This is a genomic window from Pseudomonas sp. S8 (genome assembly GCF_050473925.1).
Taxonomy (GTDB): domain Bacteria; phylum Pseudomonadota; class Gammaproteobacteria; order Pseudomonadales; family Pseudomonadaceae; genus Aquipseudomonas; species Aquipseudomonas parakoreensis.
In genome coordinates this window covers 4,079,151-4,097,833 of sequence record NZ_JBFDVZ010000016.1, presented here as the reverse complement: position 1 = coordinate 4,097,833, position 18,683 = coordinate 4,079,151, and the positions used below count along the sequence as shown (strand labels likewise).

The window sequence follows — 18,683 nt, the reverse complement described above, 5'->3', positions numbered from 1 at the left end:
CATTTTAGGAGTGAGCCTCTGTGGTGAGGGGATTTATCCCCGATGGGTGGCGCAGCCGCCCCAAACCTGTGATGAAGTCCGGCGACTGCTGCGCAGTCGGTCGGGGATAAATCCCCTCACCACAAGGCTCACTCCTACAGGGTATTTGTGCGGTAGTCAGGAGCCGCGATAGGTCGAGAACCCATAAGGGCTGAGCAGCAGCGGGATGTGGTAGTGCTGGTCAGTCTGCTTCACCTGGAATATCACCGGGATCTCCGGGAAAAACGTCTCGCGCTTGTTCTTCTCGAAATACTCGCCGGTCTTGAACACCACCCGGTATTCGCCAGCCTCGAAAGGCTGTTTGGCCGGGAACAGTTCGGCGATGCGCCCCTGTTCGTTGGTGGTGCCCTGAGCCAGTGGCTGCCAGTTTTCGCCGACGTGTTTTTCCAGCGTCACATTGACGCCCGGCGAGGGCAGGCCGTTTTCCAGGTTGAGCACGTGCACGCTCAGTGGATTGCCGGCGGCCAACGCCAGGCTGGATAGGGCGCTCAGGCCGAGTGCGGCGAAGGTCATGCGCAGGGTGGTCATGGTCAGTCTCCTTATTGGGAACGGGTAAGGGTCAGGCCGGTCTTTTCGGCGGCCTTGATCGCACAGCTTTCGTCCTGCTCGCCGCCGCCGGAACCGGCCACGCCCATGGCGCCGACCAACTCATTGCCGGCGAACAACGGAATCCCGCCGCCGAGCAACAGCAGCTCGTCGAGGGTGTTGAGATTGGCGGTTTCCGGGTTGCTGCGGGCGCGCTCGGCGAACAGCCGGGTCGGGGTTTTCGTCGACAGCGCGGTGTAGGCCTTGCGCTGGCTGGCCGCGGTGTTGTGCGGGCCGATGCCGTCGCCGCGCAGGGTCACCAGCACGTTGCCGCCACGGTCGAGCACCGATACCGTCGCGGTGCAATGACTCAGCGCGGTGTCGGCCAGCAGGCGTGCGGTTTTCAGATCGAGGTCAGCGTGGCGAGGCAGTTCAGGGGCGGCGAAAGCGCTGGCGCTGAGGCCGAGGGCGAGGGCGAGGCTGGCTGCAAGGTATTTGAAGGTCATGGACAGGCTCCAAAAGCTAAGGTCGTCACCTTAATCGCCGGTCTTCGTCAGAACCCCGTCAGTCGGATTACAAGTTTGTAATGGGCAACGCCGTCGAAGGCGCCTAGCCTGTGTGCCTGATCAATCGAGGTGTGCCATGCGTTTGCTGGTCGTAGAAGATGAAGCCAAAACCGCGAATTTCCTGGCCAAGGGCCTGGGCGAGTCGGGTTTTGCCGTGGACGTGTCGCTCAATGGCCTCGATGGGCGCTATTTCATCGAGCAGCAGGCCTACGACCTGATCATCCTCGACGTGATGCTGCCGGGCCTCAATGGCTGGCAACTGCTGCAACTGATCCGCCAGCGCGGCGCCACGCCGGTGCTGTTCCTGACCGCCAAGGATGCCATTGAAGACCGCGTACGCGGCCTCGAACTCGGCGCCGACGACTATCTGCTAAAACCTTTCGCGTTCGCCGAATTGCTCGCGCGGGTGCGCACGCTGCTGCGGCGCGGGCCACTGCGCGAGGCCGAGTCCTACAGCATCGCCGATCTGGAAATCGACGTGCTGCGGCGTCGAGTCAGTCGCGGCGGTCAGCGCATTGCCCTGACCAACAAGGAATTTGCCTTGCTGCAATTGCTCGCCAGCCGTCAGGGCGAAGTGCTGTCGCGCACGCTGATCGCCTCGCAGGTGTGGAACCTGAATTTCGACAGCGACACCAACATGGTCGAAGTTGCAGTGCGCCGCTTGCGGGCCAAGGTCGATGATCCGTACATGCCGAAACTGATCCACACCGTGCGCGGCGTCGGCTATCAGCTGGAGGCGCCCGACGATGCGGTCTAGGTCGATCGCCTGGCGTCTGGCGCTGGCGTTCGCCGTGGTTTGCGCGTTGGTGTTGAGTGCGATCGGTGTGTTTCTCTACCGCTCGCTCGACTCGGAAATCGCCTACCGCGACGACCTCGCGTTGCTCGGCCGTCTGGAGCAGGTGCGCGCCTTGCTAGCCGACAGTGACAGCCTCGGCGCCTTGCAGGCGCGGCCACGTCTCTATCAGAACATGCTCGGTAACCTCGACAGCCTGCTGCTGGTGCGGCGCGCCGATGGCTCGAACGTGATTGCGATCAACCCGCGCCAGCGTGAGTTGCCGCCATTGAACGCAATCGCACGCGAGCAAACGCCGCAGCGTCGCGATGTGCTGACCTGGCAGGCGCCGGACGGCGCCGAGCTGGCGCTGTTGTCCGGTGAAGCCCAAGGCCCGAACGGCGAGCCGCTGACGGTGATCGCCGGCAAGGTGCTCACTGAACGGGAACAGATGCTCGCCAGTTATCGCTTGCGCCTGTACCTGGCCGTCGGGCTCGGTGCGTTGCTGGCGTTCGCGCTGGGGCTGGTGCTGCTGCGCCGTGGCCTGCAACCGTTGCGCCAGCTAAGCGCGGCGGTGCGCGGCATTGATCTGCGCAGCCTCGATCAGCGTCTGCCCGCCAGCGGCACCCCCGCCGAACTGCTCGAACCGGTGCAGGCGCTCAACGGCATGCTCGCGCGGCTGGACGACAGCGTGCAGCGGCTGTCGCAGTTTTCGGCCGATCTGGCCCATGAGATCCGCACGCCGTTGCACACCTTGCTCGCCAGCAACGGTCAGGCGCTGAACCATCCGCGCAGCACGGCGGAGTATCAGGAGCTGCTGGCCTCGAACATGGAAGAGTTCGAACGCCTCAAGCGCATGGCCGAAAACCTGATGTTCCTCGCCCGCGCCGAGCAGGCGGAGCGCGCGCTCGACTTGCAAACACTGGATCTGCATAACGTCGGCAGCGAGCTGTGCGATTACTTCGAAGCCTTGGCCGATGATCGTCAGTTGCGCCTGGAAAACCAGCTGCACGGCGAACTGTTGGCCGACCAGCAACTGCTGCAACGCGCCCTGGGTAACCTGCTGGCCAACGCGGTGCGCCACGCCGATGAAGGCTCGCTGATCAGCCTGGGCCGCCGTGATGAGGCGGGTGTGTGTTGGTTACAGGTACACAACCACGGCCCGGTGATTGCGCCAGAACATCTGGGCAAACTGTTCGACCGCTTCTATCGCGTCGACCCTTCACGGGCGCAGCCTGGAGATTCGGGTGGGCTGGGGCTGGCGATTGTGCAGTCGATCATGCAGTTGCATGGCGGGCGGGTGCGGGTGAGCAGTGATGCTGCAGGTACGGTGTTCGAGCTGGGTTTTGAGGTTGTCTGACGGGCGCCTTCGCGGGCAAGCCCGCTCCCACAGGTTATCGGGCGTACATGAGCTTTGAGTACGACACGGACACTGTGGGAGCGGGCTTGCCCGCGAAGAGTCCAGTAGGTTCAGCACACATTCCGGATCAATCAGCGCAACTGATCGCGAAACTGCCCCGGCGTCATTCCCGTCCAGCGTTTGAACGCGCGGCTGAAGCTGCTGGTGTCGGCAAACCCCAGCAGGTAACTGACCTCACTCAACGAACATTGCGGATCGCGCAGGTGCAGCAGCGCGAGGTTTTCGCGGCTTTCGTTGAGCAGCGTGTCGAAGCGACAGCCCTCATCCGCCAGGTGCCGTTGCAGGCTGCGCAGGCTCAGGTGCAGGGCCTGGGCGATGCGTTCGGCGCTGGGTTCGCCTTCGGGCAGTTGCTCTTCGATGGCGTCGCGCACCTTGCGCTCCCAGGTCAGCGGTTGGAGCTGAGCCAGGGTGCGCTTGAGCACCGCCTCGTTGTGTTCGGCCAGTTCCGGGTTGGCGTCGTCGAGGTGGCTGTCGAAGTCGGTAAGGGAGAACTCCAGGCGATCCTCGGCGCAGGAAAAATGCACCGGGGCGCGGAACACTTTGTGCCACTGATGTGCATCGGAGGGTTCCGGGCGGCGCAGGTAGACCGCCAGCGGCGCGTAATCGCGACCGAGGCGATTGCGGCAGGTGCGCACGTAGATCGCGGCAAACGCATCGATGGCTTCGAAGGCCGGCGCCGGATTGCCTGACGGAATTTTCAGACGAAACAGATAACGGTCGTCGCTGCGGCTCAGCTCCAGCTCCAGCGCATCGCTGACCACCGGGTGATAACGCACGATGCGCTCGAACACCTCACGCAGGCTGCCGCTGGCCACCAGCGCGTAACCGAGCGCATGGAACGTGGTCGGGCTGACGAACCGCGACACTCGCAGACCGATCGCCGGATCGCCGGATCGCCGCTGAACTGCACTGCCAGTTGCCACAGGCGCGTGGTGCCGGACAGCGGATAACGCGCATTCGGGTCGTCCATCAACTGCGGGTCGAGCCCGGCCTGTTGGCACAGGCCGAGACTGTCCAGCCCCAGCGCATCGAGTTGCTTGCGCAAGGCACGGGTCCAGCTGGCGAGCGAGGTCGGTTCCTTCATGCTGATTGGCGCTTCCGGTCAACAGGTTGGCGTTCACGGCTACCATCAATACAGCTTTCGCAAGGCAGGATGCGAACATCAATAACCAGAGGATGGAAGCATGGACCGTACTTCTGCAAGTCCCCAGCGACACAATGCTGCCCAGCGATCAGCGCATATTCGCGAAGTGGTGCTGGCCAAGGGCGTCGAGTTGCGTCAGCGCTACCCGATTTTGCAGCACCAGGACGCCCTCGGCGCGGGGATTCTGGCCTTTGCTCTGGCCGGGATGATCGGTTCGGCGACGCTGTACATCACTGGCCACATGGCATGGTGGGTGTGTCTGTTGCTCAACGCGTTTTTCGCTTCCCTGACCCACGAGCTGGAACACGACCTGATCCACAGCATGTATTTCCGCAAGCAGCGCGTGCCGCACAACCTGATGATGGGCCTGGTGTGGCTGGCGCGGCCGAGCACGATCAATCCGTGGATCCGTCGCCATCTGCACCTCAATCACCACAAGGTTTCCGGTACCGAAACCGATATGGAAGAGCGCGCAATCACCAACGGCGAACCGTGGGGTTTTGCGCGGCTGCTGATGGTCGGCGACAACGTGATGTCGGCGTTCATCCGCATGCTGCGGGCCAAGACCTGGGCACACAAATTCAGCATCATCAAACGTACCCTGAAGGTTTACGCGCCACTGGCGCTGGTGCATTGGGGCGCGTGGTACGTGTTCCTCGGCTTCCATGCGGCGAATGGCATCGCCTACCTCATGGGTTCGCCGATTGAATGGTCGGCGACCACGCTGTCGGTGATGCAGGTGATCGATATCGCGGCGGTGGTGATCATCGGCCCGAACGTGCTGCGCACCTTTTGCCTGCACTTCATCAGCTCGAACATGCATTACTACGGCGACATCGAGGCGGGCAACGTGCTGCAGCAATGCCAGGTGTTGAATCCCTGGTGGTTGTGGCCGCTGCAGGCGTTCTGCTTCAACTTTGGCAGCAGCCACGGGATTCATCATTTTGTGGTGAAGGAACCGTTTTACATCCGGCAGATGACCGTGCCGGTGGCGCACAAGGTGATGCGTGAGATGGGCGTGCGGTTCAATGATTTCGGCACGTTTGGGCGGGCTAACCGGTTTGTTCGGCGGGATGAGGTGGTGCAGGAAGAGGTGCGTGCTGCCCGGGCTTGATGGCTGAGTTTGAGGGCCGCATCGCTGGCAAGCCAGCTCCCACAGGTTTCAGCGTCATTCAAAGGATTTGTGAACGACATTGAACCTTGTGGGATGTGGCTTGCCAGCGATAGCGGTGGTTCTGGCCGTTTCAATCCGGCTGAAACGGCGAAGCACTGAGAATCACCCCAGTCTCCTCCACATATTTCTGCCAATGCCCGATCAAGGTGTTGAGCTTGTCCGGCTGACTCGACGCCAGATCATGAATCTCCCCCGGATCACTGCTCAAGTCATACAGCTGCCAGGTCGCCGGCCCCACCGGCCCGGGGATCCACACCGCCTTCCACGACCCTTGGCGAATCGCCCGGCGGCCAAACAATTCCCAGCCAGTGACGGTGTGCTCGTCATGCACCTGCGCCGTCTCGCCAGACAAAAAGCCCAGCCATGATTTGCCGCGCAGCGGCGCCACCGGTTTGCCGTGCCATTGCTTGCCCGGATGGCGCACGCCGGCCAGATCGAGAATCGTCGGGGTGATGTCCATCACCGTACCGAAACCGTGGCTGATCTGCCCTTTGATTGGCAATTGCGGATAGTGCAGCAGCGCTGGTACGCGAATCCCGCCTTCGGTGGTGAACGCCTTGAACAGCCGCGATGGCGCGGTCGCCACTTGCGCCCAGCTCGGCCCGTACCAGACATAGGAATTGGCACGACCGATGTTGTCGAGGCTGTTGTCGTAATGCTGGTTGAGGTACGTCAGCAGTTCCGGGCCGAACTTGGGGAACGCTTCCAGCAGCGCACCCTCGGCGCCGTTGTCGGACATGAACAGGATGAAGGTGTTGTCGAGTTGGCCCTGCTGGCGCAGGTAATCGACCACCCGGCCAATGTTCCAGTCCATGCGCTCGACCATCGCCGCGTAAACCTCCATGGCCCGCGCGGAAATCTGTCGTTGCTCAGCGCTCAGCGCAGCCCATTGCGCATTCAGTTGAATCAGCGGATGCGGCTCGACATCCGGCTCGATCAGGCCCAGCGCCTTGAGTTTTTCCAGGCGTTCCAGACGCAGGACTTCGGGACCGGCGTCATAGCGACCACGGTATTTTTCGACAATGTCAGCCGGTGCCTGCAACGGCCAGTGCGGTGCGGAGAATGGCAGATAAGCGAAGAATGGCCGGCTCTGATCGCGCTCCTTGAGGTACTGCAGCAGCTTGTCGCCGAAGGCGTCCGACGAGTAGAAATCCTTGGGCAGCTCATCGATAAAGGTGTCGTCTTCGATGTACAGCGCTGGCGTCGATTTCAGCAGGCCCGGGGTGTGTTCGTCGTAGGTCGGCTCGAAACCATAGTGGTTGGCCGCCCCCGGCAGCAGCGAGAACGAACGCTCGAACCCGCGCGCCTGCGGCGCCAGCTCAGCCGTCAGGCCGAGGTGCCATTTGCCGCTCATCAGGGTTTGATAGCCGGCCTCGCGCAGCAGCTCGGGCAGGGCGACGACGCGGTCGTTGAGATAGCCCTCGTAACCCGGTTTTCCGATCAACTCCGGGGTCAGCGCTTCGGCCATGGTGCCGATGCCGGCGATGTGGTGGTCGGTGCCGGTCAGCAGCATCGAGCGGGTTGGCGAGCAGGTTGGCGCGGTGTGGAAATCGGTCAGGCGCAGGCCGTTATTGGCCAGCGCATCAAGGTTCGGCGTGGCGATTTCGCCGCCGAAAGCGCCGATATCGGAGAAGCCGAGATCGTCGGCCAGAATCACCAGAAAGTTGGGGCGTTGCGGCATCGATACAGCTCCTCTCAATAGGCAATGAACGACAGCGGCAGATCGCGGATCTGCACCGGCAGGCTCGGTTGGTAATGGTCGTCACTGGTCAGTTCGTGCAGCAGTTCTTCACGCAACTGATGGAAGTCGAAACTGCTGCGCTGACGCGGGTGCGGCAGGGCGATGTCGACCACCTGCTTGATCCGTCCCGGACGCGGCTCCATCACCACCACACGGTCGGCGAGGAAGATCGCTTCCTCGACGTCGTGGGTGACCAGAATCGTGGTGATTTTCGCCCGGTCGCGGATCGCCAGCAGTTCGTCCTGCATCTGCTGGCGAGTCAGCGCATCGAGTGCGCCGAACGGTTCGTCGAGCAACAGAATCCGTGGGCTGGCGACCAGTCCGCGAGCAATCGCCACGCGCTGGGCCATGCCGCCGGAGAGCTGGTGCGGATAGGCACGGGTGAAATCGCGCAGGCCGACCAGCTCGATGAAATCGTTGATGCGCTGCTGCTTTTCGGCGGTGCTCAGCGGTTCGTTGACCAGGCCCAGACCGATGTTGTCGGCCACGGTCAGCCACGGGAACAAACGGTGTTCCTGAAACACGATGCCGCGCTCGCTACCGATGCCGCTGACGGCTTTGCCATCGACGCTGATCTGCCCGCGAAACTGCGTGTCGAGGCCTACCAGCAAGCGTAGCAAGGTGGATTTGCCGCAACCGCTGGACCCGACGATGGCGACAAATTCGCCCTCGGCGATGTCAAGGTTGAATTCACGAATCGCCTCCAGTTTGAAACCGTCGACGTCGAAGGATTTGCCTACGTGGGTGAAGCTGACAATCGGTGCGTTCATGCGTGTCTCCAGCGAGTGGCGCGAATTTCCAGGCGTTGGCCGATGAGGTTGAGCAGGGCGCCGGTGAGGCCGACCAGCAGCATCCCGGCCATGATCAGGTCCATGCGCAGCAGTTGTTGGGCGCCGATCATCTGGCTGCCGATGCCGCCGTTGGACGGCATGAAGTATTCGGCGCCGATGGTGCCGAGCCAGGCGTAGATCAGGCTCAGGCGCAGCCCGGCGAAAATCCCCGGCGCCGCACCCGGAAGCACCAGACGACGCAGGCGCTGGCCGAGGCCCAGGCGCAGCACCTGCGCGGCTTCGTTGAGTTGTGGCGAGAGGTTGGCGACGCTGCGCTGAGTGGCGATGAACAACGGAAAGAACGCGGCGAGGGCAACGAACACCCACTTCGCCAATTCACCCAATCCGAACCACGCGGTGAGCAGCGGCACCCAGGCGAAAATCGCGATTTGGCGGATGGCGGCGAGGGTCGGGCCGAGCAGTCGTTCGCTGGTGCGTGAAAGCCCCAGCAGCAAGCCGAGGGCGAAACCGAGTCCGCCGCCCAGTAGCAAGCCGCCAAGGGTACGACCGAGACTCAACGCCATGCCGCTGATCAGCGTGCCGTCGAGCAAGCCGTTTTTTGTTGTTTCCAGCACCGCGAACGGGCTGACCAGAATGTTCGCATCGACCCACTGCTGATCGCTCGCCACTTGCCACAAACCGATCAGGCTCAGCGGCAACAGCCACGGTTGCAGCCGCTGCCAGCCTTCATAGCGCGGGCCACTGCGGATTTCTGCGGTGGCCGGGTGCGGCCAGTGCACCAGTTTGCGGTCGAGAAAGCCGATACCGCGATCCATCGCCACGCCGAGCACACCGATGACCACGATGCACACGAACACGATGTCGAGCATGAACAGTTGCCGTGCCCAGACCATCAGGTATCCGATGCCTTCGCTGGACGCCAACAGCTCCACCGCCAGCAAGGACGTCCAGCCAGCGGCCAGGGCCAGGCGTACGCCGGCCATGAATGCTGGCAGTGCGGCGGGCAGCACCAGACGCCGGATCAGCAAGTACGACGGCAGGCGCAACACGGCGGCGGCTTCGCGCAGTTTCGGTTGCGCATCACGAACGCCGACCAAGGTGTGCAGGGTTACCGGCACCACGATGGCCTTGATCAGCACCACCAGTTTCAGCACTTCGCCGATGCCGAAAAACACCATGAACAGCGGAATCCACGCCAGCGTCGGCACCTGTGCCAGACCGGCGAAGGTCGGAAACACCAACCGTTCGAGACGCCGGCTGAAACCCAGTGCGGCGCCCAGCACCGCACCCACGCAGATGCCGGCCAGCAAGCCCCAGAGCAGCCGTTGCAGGCTGATCCACAAATGACTCCATAGCTCGCCCTGGGACAGCTCGACGGCGCTGTTCCACACCAGCGACGGCGCCGGCAAGATCTGCTCGCTCATCCATTGATTGCGCGCGGCCAGCCACCACAGAGCGAACAGGCTGATCGGCAGCAACCATGGCAAAAGGCGTTGGTTGAGACTTGGCCACACCCGTCGACTTTTCAGAGGTGGCGCGGGAAGCGGCAGGCTGAGCAGGGAATCACGGGCCATGGGTGACCTCCGTTGTCGGGTTGGATCGGGAGCAGGATCAAAAGATCGCAGCCTTCGGCAGCTCCTACAGGGGATGCGTTGGTGAATTCGCCCCTGTAGGAGCTGCCGAAGGCTGCGATCTCTAGCGGCATTAGCTAAGAACAAATCGTTATAAGTAAGATGAAAAACATTAGATTTGGAGATAAGTACCGCCATTTAAGGCCTGCAGCCCAACGCGCATCCAATGCATTCGAAGAATATTTTCGATGCTGTTAATGCATACGCCGCTGCAGCCCGCGTTGTTGCTTGCTTAGCGTTAATGGCTATAAAAATGTGCATTTATAGTATTTAAGCGAAGGTCACGCTTCGGCCTACTTTCGGCTCCTCAACGCCCGTCGTGATCAAGGAGCTACATCCATGACCCTTCCCTTCAAACGAGTTTTCAGTCTGTTTGCCATTCCGGCACTGGCGGGCCTGCTGGCGTTTACCGCACAGGCCGGCGAGCTCAAGGAAATCAGGATCGCTGTGCCTGACCTGAGCGCCGGCACCCAGCACAGCGGCGGCGGTGTGGTGGATGTGCTGCGTGATCGGCAGATCTTCGAAAAAGCCTTCGCCGATCAGGGCATCAAGATTCAATGGAGCTTCTTCAAGGGCGCCGGACCGGTGATCAACGAGGCGTTTGCCAACGGTCAGGTCGATCTGGCGTATCTGGGCGACCTGGCGGCGATCATCGGCAAGTCCAACGGCCTCGACACACGCTTGCTCAGCGCCAGTGCGCGCGGGGTGAAGCAATATCTGGGCGTGGTGCCGGGTTCGGGGATCAAGACCCTGCAGGATCTGAAAGGCAAGCGCGTGGCGATCTTCCGTGGCACCGCCACGCAGTTGTCGTTCGATGCGGCGCTGGCCAGTCAGGGCCTGAGCGAAAAGGATCTGAAGGTAATCAACCTCGACTTCAATGCAGCGGTCGCGGCATTGGCGGCTAAACAGATCGACGCATCGTGGGGCAGTTCAGGGCTGACGGCCCTGCAAGCCAAGGGGCTGGCGGAATTGCCGCTGAACACCAAGGATCTGGGTGGCGCCGGCAGTGTGCAGTCAGTGCTGGTGGGCACCGGCAAGTTTGTCGACGGGCACCCGGAAGTCGTCGCGAAACTGCTCAAGGCGCAGCAGCAGGCGGTGGATTGGCTGACCCAGGACAGCAACAAGGCTGCCTACGTGCAACTGGTGTCGGGGCTGGCAAGTTATCCATCGGTGATCCTGACCCAGGACCTGCAGGATCAGAAACTCAGCGAAGTGTTCCCATCGACGCTGGACCCGGTGTTCCTCGGCAAATTGCAGGACTCGGTGGATCTGGCGGCGCAGCAGAAACTGATCCGCAAACCGTTCAAGGTCAGCGATTGGGTGGCGCCTGAGTTGGCGGCGGCCAAGCTTTAAAATCACAAGATCGCAGCCTTCGGCAGCTCCTACAGGGGAATGCGTTCTCTGTAAGAGAGGCTGCGATCTTTTGATCTTCAAACCGCGACGCTGACTTCCTGCTTATCCACCGCCACCAACGTCTCGATCATCGCCCGCGCTGCGGGCGACAGGCGAAACCCAGTACGACTGACAATCCCGCAGCGCGCATTCATGCTCTCCAGATTCTGTGGCAGGTTGCGCCAGTGCAGCAGCGCCAGTGAGCCTTGGGCAATGTCTTCGACGAACGCCTCTTCCGTGCCCACGCCAATCGCATTGGATTGCAGCACCACTTTCACCAGCGCCGGGAAATGCTCGGTCTCGATGGTCGGCGAAAAATCGATCCGGCCGCTGAGATTCGCCAGCAGTTTGCGAATCCCTGGCGGGATCAGCGTGGTCGCCAGCGGGTAGTCGAACATGTCGTTGGTCGACAGGCTTTCCTTGGCCAGCAGCGGGTGCCCGGGCCGGCAGAAAAACACCCCGCGCTTGGGCGTCAGGGCCTGGGTCTGGAAGTTTGGATCGGCCTCGAAATGGCGGATGTCGGCGATGAAGAATTCGATCTCTTCGCGGCTCAGCGCGCGGCTGAGCTTTTCCCAGTTATCCACCTGAAAACAGGTGCGTACTTTCGGGTGCGCGTTGATGAATTGCGCCACCGCATCCGGCACCAGTTTCACCGCTGGCGCCGGGCCGCAACCAAAGTGCAGCTCTCCGGCATCAAGCTTGGTCATTTGCGTCACTTCGGCGCTGAGCAACGCCGCGCCCTGCACCAGAGTCAGGGCGTGTTGCAGCACCACCTGGCCTTCGGGGGTGGGGCGCAGATCCTTGTTGCCGCGATCCACCAGCACGCAGCCGAACTCTTGCTCCAGCCCTTGGATGCTGCGGCTGAACGCCGGTTGAGTGATACCCATTGCGTCCGCCGCACGGACAAAGCTGCGGTGTTCGTTGAGGGCGATGAAGTAGCGCAACTGGCGAAGATCCATATGCTTTCCCGGCATCCTAAAAATAGCTCGAAGGCATTTGCGACGAGGGTTGCTTGAGGTTTTAAATGCAAGCTCTTATTCCGTCAACGAAGCATGTGAATATCTATTAGATGTAAATGGAATATAGATAGAGCCATGTTTCGCTGTCGCCCAACCGCAAGCAGTCGATGAGGGTCTACCCATGAGCAATGCCGCACTCGCTGTAAAACCCGCTGTCCACGCGCTGGAAATCCATCCGGTGGCCGGTCGTATCGGCGCCGAGATTCGTGGCGTGCACCTGTCCGGAGAACTGGACGCCGCCACGGTTGAAGCCATTCAGCAGGCGCTGATCCAGTACAAGGTGGTGTTCTTCCGCGAGCAGACTCAACTCGACGATCAGCGCCAGGAAGCCTTCGCGCATCTGCTCGGCGAGCCCGTGGCGCATCCGACTGTACCGGTGCGCGAGGGCACGCGTTATCTGCTGGAGCTGGACGGAGCCGAGGGCCAGCGCGCCAACTCCTGGCACACCGACGTGACCTTCGTCGACGCCTACCCGAAAGCCTCGATCCTGCGCTCGGTGGTGGCCCCGGCCTTCGGTGGCGACACCTTGTGGGCCAACACCGCGACCGCCTACAACGAACTGCCGAGCGAGCTGCGCGAGCTGGCGGACAAACTGGTCGCCGTGCACAGCAACGAATACGACTACGCCGGGGCCAAGCCAGACGTGTCGCCGGAGAAGCTCGAGCGCTATCGCAAGATCTTTACCTCGACGGTCTACGAGACCGAGCACCCGGTGGTGCGTGTACACCCGATCAGCGGCGAGAAGAGCTTGTTGCTGGGGCACTTCGTCAAACGCATCAAGGGTTATTCGCAAGCCGATTCGGCGCACCTGTTCGGCTTGTTGCAGAGCCATGTGATTCGTCAGGAAAACACCGTGCGCTGGCGCTGGAAAGCGGGCGATGTGGCGATCTGGGACAACCGGTCGACGCAGCATTATGCGATTGATGATTACGGCACTCAGGATCGCATCGTGCGGCGAGTGACGCTCAAGGGTGAAGTGCCGGTTGGGGCTTCGGGGCAACGTAGTCAGACCATTAAAGGCGCGGATATCGTCGGCGTTTGATAAGGCTCCATCGCTGGCAAGCCAGCTCCCACAGAGATTGGTGTCGGACACAAAGGATGTGAACAACGCAAAACCTGTGGGAGCTGGCTTGCCAGCGATGCTTTTAACTACCACACACCGATTTGCACCACCTTCTCGGTCTCCGGCTCGCCATAGCGAAACCGCTGTCCGCGCAAATCGATCTCCTGATGACTGATCGTGGTCCGCCGCTTCAACCCGCGCACCCACTCGAACAGATACCCCGCATGCTCTTCGCGCACCGGCGCGTACGCCGGGTCGTCACCCAAATCGCGCAACTCCTGCGGATCATTCAACAGGTCAAACAGTTGCGGCCGGAAGCCGTCGTACGCCAGGTATTTCCAGCGCTCGCTGCGCACCATGGTCATGCGGCAGCGGTCGATCGGCTGGCCAAGTCGCTCGCGTGCCGGAGCCTGAAAGGCGTAGTCATATTCGCTGATGGCGTAGCGGCGCCAATCAGGTTTTTCGCCGTGCAACAGCGGGATCAGCGAGCGGCCCTCCAGCCGATGCTCGGCGCCCGGCAAACCCAGGGCCTGGAGAAACGTCGGCAATGCATCGATTGTCTCCGCCAGCCGCTCATCCACCGTGCCGCGAGTGATATCCGCCGCCGCACGGGGGTCGCGCACGATCAACGGCACGCCCACCGCTTGCTCGAGCAAAAACTCCTTCTCGCCCAGCCCGTGGTCGCCCAAAAAGTCGCCGTGATCGCTGGTGAACACGATCAGCGTGTCATCCCAACGTCCGTTGCTCTGCAGGTAATCGAACAGCCGCCCGAGCTGGTCATCCACTTGCTTGATCAGGCCCATGTAGGTGGGGATTACATTCAATCGTACTGAATCACGGGAGAAGTTGAGGCTTTCCTCATGCTGGCGAAACGCCGTGTATACGGGATGTTTGCTGGCTTCGGAGGGCGTCGCGCGGACCGCTTCGAGAATCGATTTCGTACTGTACAAGGCGTGGTATGGCGCCGGTACGATATAGGGCCAGTGCGGTTTGATGTAGGAGAGGTGTAAACACCAGGATTTCTCACCTTGCTCGGTGATGAAGTCGATGGCTCGATTTGTAGTGTAGACAGTCTCTGAGAACTGCTCGGGAATTCGCGCTGGCAAATGCGCATGACGCATCTGCCAGCCGCTGAGGATTTCGCCGTTCTCGCCTTCGGCGGCGTTGGCCCAGTCGTGCCAGGGATTGCGCCCGTCGAAACCCTGCTCGCGCAGGTAATGGGTGTAGGGCGCGGATTCGCGTTTGTCGTCGAACAGCGGGTCATCGGGGAAGATCCCGTCGTGGCGAAAGTACGGCTCGAAACCGACCTCGTTGAGCACCTCGGCCTGCGCGCTGTCCGGGTTGATCGCCAGACGCTGCAGGGCATCGACATTGGCCGTGGCGTGGGTTTTGCCGACCAGCGCAGTGCGAATGCCGTGCGGGCGCAGATAATCACCGATGGTCAGTTCTTCCAGCGGCAACGGCACGGCGTTCCATGCGACCTGATGGCTGCTGACGTAGCGTCCGGTGTAGGCCGACATCCGCGACGGCCCGCAGATCGTGCCCTGGGTGTAGGCGCGGCTGAAGCGCACGCCAGCGGCGGCCAGGCGATCGATGTTCGGCGTGTGCAGATGCGGATGGCCGTAGCAGGACAGGTAATCGCGGCGCAGTTGATCGCACATGATGTACAGCACGTTGCGCACGGGGTTTTGCGGGTTGGACATGGGGTTCACCGGTCAGAGAGACAGGCGAGGGTTTTCGCTTTCGGCGGGGGTGTTCGGCAAGTGCATTTGGGGAATGGGTTTTATGCAGTGGATGCATCGGTGACTGTTTCGGCACAATCGCTGGCAAGCCAGCTCCCACAGGATTTGCGCCAAGCCAATATGATGTGAACACCCGCAACTTGTGGGGGCTGGCAAGCCAGCGATAGCGGTAGCTCAGACAGCTAAATTTTCGAGTGAACAAACCTCCTCATCCACCGCATCAATCGCCTTGATCTGCTCAATCATCGCCTCAGCCAGCGGCGACAACCGATACCCCGCCCGACTGACAATCCCATAACGGGTGTACAGCTCCTCCAGGTCATCGGCCAAACCCTCGATCCGCAAACACACCAGCTCGCCCTTGGCCTGATGCAGTGCGTCGGAATACGCGCCAACAATGCCGATGGCATCCGAGCGCAGCACCACGCCGAGCAGGCTTGAGCTGTTTTCGCATTCGACATTGGGGGTGAAATCCGGGCGGCCGCTGAGGTCGACGATGACCTTGCGCAGGTTCGGCGGGCGGATGCTTACGGCCAGTGGATAACTCATCAGTTGCTCGGCCGAGACCCGTTCGAATGCCGCTAATGGATGCTCGGCGCGGCAGCAGAAATGCCATTTGCGCGGTCGCAAACGGTACGTCAGGTAATCCGGATCGGCTTCGAATTGCCGGGTGTCGGCGACGAAGAACTCGAACTCTTCGCTGAGCAGGCGTTTGCTCAGGCTCTGCCAGTCATCGACCTGAAATTGCACCCGCGCTTTCGGGTAGCGCCCGATGAACGCGCCGATCGCGCGCGGGATCAATCCGGCTGCCGGCGCCGGGCCGCAACCGAAGCGCAACTCGCCCGCCTCCAGCCCATTGAACTGACTGATCTCGTTGGCCATCTGCTGCGCGCCACTGACCAGTCGCCGCGCATGTTCGAGCAACACCTGACCCTGCTTGGTCGGCGGTAATTCCTTGCGCCCGCGATCAACCAACTGACAGCCGACGCTGTGCTCCAGCGCCTGAATGCTGCGGCTGAACGCCGACTGCGACAGGTTCACCGCCTGCGCGCCGGCGACGAAGCTGCGTTGTTCGGCGAGGGCGATGAAGTGTCGAAGTTGGCGCAAGTCGATATGCATTTTTCACATAAAAAATATCCGGGAAATGCATTGGATATGCATTAGGTCGACTCCTTATAAAGGCAATCTCTTATGCAGTAAATATTTGTAAATCCATAAATAAATAACTGAAAAGAATATGCAGCACTGAAGATGTCTGTGTGTTTTTTGACCAGGAGCCGCGCCATGAGTCCGTTGAACCTTGCGTCACCCTTAACGCCACGACGGCTCAAACGCCTGCCTCTGGCCCTGTTGCTGGCGGGGAGTGCCAGCTGGACTCAGGGTTACGCCGCGGACGCCGAAACACCGCCGCCGGCTCCCGCCGGCAAGCCCGCGGCCAACAGCTCGCAGCTGGAAACCGTGACCGTCACCACCCGCCGTCGCGAAGAAAGTTCGCAAGACGTGCCGACGCCGATGAGCGTGGTCAGCGGTCAGACGCTGGAGACGCAGCGGGTCTACCGGATTCAGGATTTGCAGCAACTGGTGCCGAGCGTCAACGTCGCCTACATGCACGCGCGTCAGTCCAGCGTGTCGATTCGTGGCCTGGGCAACAACCCGGCCAGCGACGGTCTGGAAGGCAGCGTCGGTCTGTACATCGACAACGTCTATCTGGGCCGTCCGGGTATGGCGGTGTTCGACCTGATGGACATCGAACAGCTCGAAGTCCTGCGCGGGCCGCAGGGCACGCTGTTCGGCAAGAACACCACCGCCGGGGTGATCAACATCAGTACCCGCGCGCCGACCTTTACCCCGGAACGTAGCATCGAAACCTCGGTTGGCGAGGACGGGTATTTCCAGACCAAGGGCACCATTTCCGGGCCGCTCAACGATCAACTGGCCGGACGTTTTTCGGCCTATCGCACCCGCAGCGACGGCGACATCAAGAACGAATACAACGGTCATGACCTGAACGGTGGCTCGCGCGATGGCTTCCGTGCGCAGTTGCTGTTCAAGCCCAACGAAGATTTCAATCTGCGCTGGATCGGCGATTACAACGAAGAGGACTCCAGCGCCGGCACCCGCGTGCTGTACAACACCGGACCGACCATCAACGGCGTCAACCTCTACCAATCGCGGGCCAATGCCGCCGGCGCGACGCTGGTCAACGGCTCGCACCGCAAGGTCAATCTGGACAACGACCAGCACGTCACCGTGCATCAGGGCGGCACGTCGGTGGAGGCCAACTGGACGCTGCCGAGCGATTTCACCCTGACCTCGATCAGCTCGTATCGCTTCTGGAATTTCACCCCGGCCAACGACGACGGTCTCAACGTCGCCGCGACTTACAACGCCGGGGTTTCTGTCGAAGATAAACAGTACTCGCAGGAATTTCGCCTCGCCTCGCCCAAGGGCGAGTTCTTCGATTACGTGGTCGGCGCGTACTACTTCGGCTCGGATCTGGACAACAAATCCTTTGCCTATTACGGCCCGCAGGCCGACATCTGGAACGGCACGCCACGCGGCGCGCTGGCCAGCGTCGGCAGCGTCGGCAACGGCCACATCAAGACCGACAGCTTCGCCCTGTTCGCCCAAGGCACCTGGCACCTCACCGAGCGCCTGGACTTCACTGCCGGCGTGCGTGGCACCTATGAAGAGAAGAACGCCTGGGTCACCCGCGATGCGCCGGTTGGTGGTGCCACGGTCACCGGCGCAGCGGCCACGGCACGCCGCGGACGGACTGGCGCCTACGACTCCGGCGATCTGAATCAGTACAGCTCCAGCCCGTCCGGACTGCTCAACCTCAGCTATCGCATCACCGATGACCTGCTCGGTTACGCCACGCTGTCCCACGGGGAAAAATCCGGTGGCGTGAACCTCGCGGTGGGTTCGGCGCCAACCGCCGGCGCCGACTCGCTGCTGATTGGCACCGAACGCGCCAACAACGCCGAACTCGGCTTCAAAAGCACGCTGTGGGACCGGCGTTTGCAGCTCAACGCCAACGTGTTCTGGACCCAAGTCAACGCCTACCAGACCAACGCCTACGACGACGTCAACCGCGTGCAATACCTGACCAACGCCGGTTCGGTGCGCTCACGCGGCGTCGAATTCGAAAGCACGGTGATCCCGTTGCGCGGCCTGACCCTGAACTTCAACGGCTCGTACAACGACGTCAGCTACCTCTCGTACAAAGATGCACCGTGCCCGCCGGAAGTCAGCCAGGCACCGGGCGCACCAGCCTCTTGCGACCTCAGCGGCCACCAAGTGGTCGGCGCGTCGAAATGGATCGGCAACGCCAACGGCAAATACGAATGGAATCTGGCCAACGGTCTGCAACCCTACGTCACCGGCAGTTACGCATTCCGCTCCAAAGCGGTGGGCACGGTCGAGGACTCCGATTACGGGCAGATCCCGAGCTACGCCGTGGTCAACCTGTCCACCGGTCTGCGTGGCGATTTCAATCAGGGCCAGTGGGACGTTTCGCTGTGGCTGAAGAACGCCTTCGACAAGACCTATTACACGACGCTGTGGACCGGCGGCAACGGCGGTTATGAAGGCCTGCTCGGTACGCCGCGCACCCTCGGCGTTACCGGTCGCTACGACTTCTGATCTGTCATTCAAGGAGCTG

General features: G+C 61.7%; 14 protein-coding genes and 1 pseudogene. 6 read left to right on the top strand and 9 right to left on the bottom strand.

Translation table 11 applies throughout. From position 1 onward, the window contains the following. Positions 1–156 precede the first annotated feature (156 nt). Positions 157–567 carry a hydroxyisourate hydrolase gene (gene uraH / locus AB1J88_RS19640; protein ID WP_086794832.1) on the bottom strand — a complete coding sequence of 137 codons (411 nt, stop codon included), beginning with the start codon at positions 565–567 and terminating at the stop codon, positions 157–159. An 11-nt stretch (positions 568–578) separates the two neighbouring features. Next, complete coding sequence (locus AB1J88_RS19635; RefSeq protein ID WP_430291777.1) at positions 579–1,070, bottom strand: GlcG/HbpS family heme-binding protein; 492 nt, start codon at positions 1,068–1,070, stop codon at positions 579–581. Positions 1,071–1,206: 136 nt separating this feature from the next. On the opposite strand from AB1J88_RS19635, the gene AB1J88_RS19630 reads away from it, so the two are divergent. Together AB1J88_RS19630 and AB1J88_RS19625 are read left to right on the top strand one after the other, a co-directional pair. Continuing rightward, positions 1,207–1,887 carry a heavy metal response regulator transcription factor gene (locus AB1J88_RS19630; protein WP_430291776.1) on the top strand — a complete coding sequence of 227 codons (681 nt, stop codon included), beginning with the start codon at positions 1,207–1,209 and terminating at the stop codon, positions 1,885–1,887. Beyond that, a complete protein-coding gene (locus AB1J88_RS19625; RefSeq protein ID WP_430291775.1) occupies positions 1,877–3,262 on the top strand; it encodes a heavy metal sensor histidine kinase in 1,386 nt (461 codons plus the stop codon). Before AB1J88_RS19630 ends, AB1J88_RS19625 begins: the two co-directional genes overlap by 11 nt. A gap of 131 nt (positions 3,263–3,393) precedes the next feature. On the opposite strand, the pseudogene AB1J88_RS19620 reads toward AB1J88_RS19625, so the two are convergent. Next, a pseudogene (locus tag AB1J88_RS19620) lies at positions 3,394–4,406 on the bottom strand (AraC family transcriptional regulator). 100 nt (positions 4,407–4,506) lie between these two features. Between AB1J88_RS19620 and AB1J88_RS19615 the strand changes: the two are divergent. Then, a complete protein-coding gene (locus AB1J88_RS19615; RefSeq protein WP_430291774.1) occupies positions 4,507–5,580 on the top strand; it encodes a fatty acid desaturase in 1,074 nt (357 codons plus the stop codon). 130 nt (positions 5,581–5,710) lie between these two features. On the opposite strand, the gene AB1J88_RS19610 is transcribed toward AB1J88_RS19615, so the two are convergent. Genes AB1J88_RS19610 through AB1J88_RS19600 form a run of 3 tightly spaced genes read right to left on the bottom strand, consistent with a single transcriptional unit; the run spans position 5,711 to position 9,746 of the window. After that, positions 5,711–7,321 carry an arylsulfatase gene (locus AB1J88_RS19610; RefSeq protein WP_041071083.1) on the bottom strand — a complete coding sequence of 537 codons (1,611 nt, stop codon included), beginning with the start codon at positions 7,319–7,321 and terminating at the stop codon, positions 5,711–5,713. 14 nt (positions 7,322–7,335) lie between these two features. Continuing rightward, on the bottom strand, positions 7,336–8,151 hold the full coding sequence (locus AB1J88_RS19605; protein WP_430291773.1) for an ABC transporter ATP-binding protein: 816 nt from the start codon (positions 8,149–8,151) through the stop codon (positions 7,336–7,338). Next, positions 8,148–9,746, bottom strand: coding sequence for an ABC transporter permease (locus tag AB1J88_RS19600; protein ID WP_430291772.1), 1,599 nt, complete (start codon positions 9,744–9,746; stop codon positions 8,148–8,150). Before AB1J88_RS19600 ends, AB1J88_RS19605 begins: the two co-directional genes overlap by 4 nt. A gap of 396 nt (positions 9,747–10,142) precedes the next feature. Here AB1J88_RS19600 and AB1J88_RS19595 point away from each other — a divergent pair, with 396 nt between their 5' ends. Further along, on the top strand, positions 10,143–11,156 hold the full coding sequence (locus tag AB1J88_RS19595) for an ABC transporter substrate-binding protein (RefSeq protein ID WP_430291771.1): 1,014 nt from the start codon (positions 10,143–10,145) through the stop codon (positions 11,154–11,156). A 77-nt stretch (positions 11,157–11,233) separates the two neighbouring features. On the opposite strand, the gene AB1J88_RS19590 is transcribed toward AB1J88_RS19595, so the two are convergent. Further along, positions 11,234–12,154: a LysR family transcriptional regulator gene (locus AB1J88_RS19590; RefSeq protein WP_041071095.1), complete on the bottom strand. Its 921-nt coding sequence runs from the start codon at positions 12,152–12,154 to the stop codon at positions 11,234–11,236. 181 nt (positions 12,155–12,335) lie between these two features. Between AB1J88_RS19590 and AB1J88_RS19585 the strand changes: the two genes are divergently transcribed. Further along, positions 12,336–13,256, top strand: a complete 921-nt coding sequence (locus tag AB1J88_RS19585; protein WP_430291770.1) for a TauD/TfdA dioxygenase family protein — start codon at positions 12,336–12,338, stop codon at positions 13,254–13,256. A gap of 107 nt (positions 13,257–13,363) precedes the next feature. On the opposite strand, the gene AB1J88_RS19580 is transcribed toward AB1J88_RS19585, so the two are convergent. Together AB1J88_RS19580 and AB1J88_RS19575 are read right to left on the bottom strand one after the other, a co-directional pair. Further along, positions 13,364–14,980 carry an alkaline phosphatase family protein gene (locus tag AB1J88_RS19580; RefSeq protein WP_430291769.1) on the bottom strand — a complete coding sequence of 539 codons (1,617 nt, stop codon included), beginning with the start codon at positions 14,978–14,980 and terminating at the stop codon, positions 13,364–13,366. A gap of 213 nt (positions 14,981–15,193) precedes the next feature. Next, positions 15,194–16,138 (bottom strand): LysR family transcriptional regulator, encoded by a 945-nt coding sequence (locus AB1J88_RS19575; RefSeq protein WP_430291768.1) that lies wholly within the window; start codon positions 16,136–16,138, stop codon positions 15,194–15,196. A gap of 165 nt (positions 16,139–16,303) precedes the next feature. On the opposite strand from AB1J88_RS19575, the gene AB1J88_RS19570 reads away from it, so the two are divergent. Then, the gene (locus tag AB1J88_RS19570; RefSeq protein WP_430291767.1) at positions 16,304–18,664 is read left to right on the top strand and encodes a TonB-dependent receptor; all 2,361 of its coding nucleotides are present in this window, start codon (positions 16,304–16,306) and stop codon (positions 18,662–18,664) included. Positions 18,665–18,683 lie beyond the last annotated feature (19 nt).

Excerpts from the sequence above, each read along its gene's own strand:
- uraH (WP_086794832.1), bottom strand. The coding sequence starts at position 567 with ATGACCACCCTGCGCATGACCTTCGCCGCACTCGGCCTGAGCGCCCTA.
- AB1J88_RS19635 (WP_430291777.1), bottom strand. The coding sequence starts at position 1,070 with ATGACCTTCAAATACCTTGCAGCCAGCCTCGCCCTCGCCCTCGGCCTC.
- AB1J88_RS19630 (WP_430291776.1), top strand. The coding sequence starts at position 1,207 with ATGCGTTTGCTGGTCGTAGAAGATGAAGCCAAAACCGCGAATTTCCTG.
- AB1J88_RS19625 (WP_430291775.1), top strand. The coding sequence starts at position 1,877 with ATGCGGTCTAGGTCGATCGCCTGGCGTCTGGCGCTGGCGTTCGCCGTG.
- AB1J88_RS19615 (WP_430291774.1), top strand. The coding sequence starts at position 4,507 with ATGGACCGTACTTCTGCAAGTCCCCAGCGACACAATGCTGCCCAGCGA.
- AB1J88_RS19610 (WP_041071083.1), bottom strand. The coding sequence starts at position 7,321 with ATGCCGCAACGCCCCAACTTTCTGGTGATTCTGGCCGACGATCTCGGC.
- AB1J88_RS19605 (WP_430291773.1), bottom strand. The coding sequence starts at position 8,151 with ATGAACGCACCGATTGTCAGCTTCACCCACGTAGGCAAATCCTTCGAC.
- AB1J88_RS19600 (WP_430291772.1), bottom strand. The coding sequence starts at position 9,746 with ATGGCCCGTGATTCCCTGCTCAGCCTGCCGCTTCCCGCGCCACCTCTG.
- AB1J88_RS19595 (WP_430291771.1), top strand. The coding sequence starts at position 10,143 with ATGACCCTTCCCTTCAAACGAGTTTTCAGTCTGTTTGCCATTCCGGCA.
- AB1J88_RS19590 (WP_041071095.1), bottom strand. The coding sequence starts at position 12,154 with ATGGATCTTCGCCAGTTGCGCTACTTCATCGCCCTCAACGAACACCGC.
- AB1J88_RS19585 (WP_430291770.1), top strand. The coding sequence starts at position 12,336 with ATGAGCAATGCCGCACTCGCTGTAAAACCCGCTGTCCACGCGCTGGAA.
- AB1J88_RS19580 (WP_430291769.1), bottom strand. The coding sequence starts at position 14,980 with ATGTCCAACCCGCAAAACCCCGTGCGCAACGTGCTGTACATCATGTGC.
- AB1J88_RS19575 (WP_430291768.1), bottom strand. The coding sequence starts at position 16,138 with ATGCATATCGACTTGCGCCAACTTCGACACTTCATCGCCCTCGCCGAA.
- AB1J88_RS19570 (WP_430291767.1), top strand. The coding sequence starts at position 16,304 with ATGAGTCCGTTGAACCTTGCGTCACCCTTAACGCCACGACGGCTCAAA.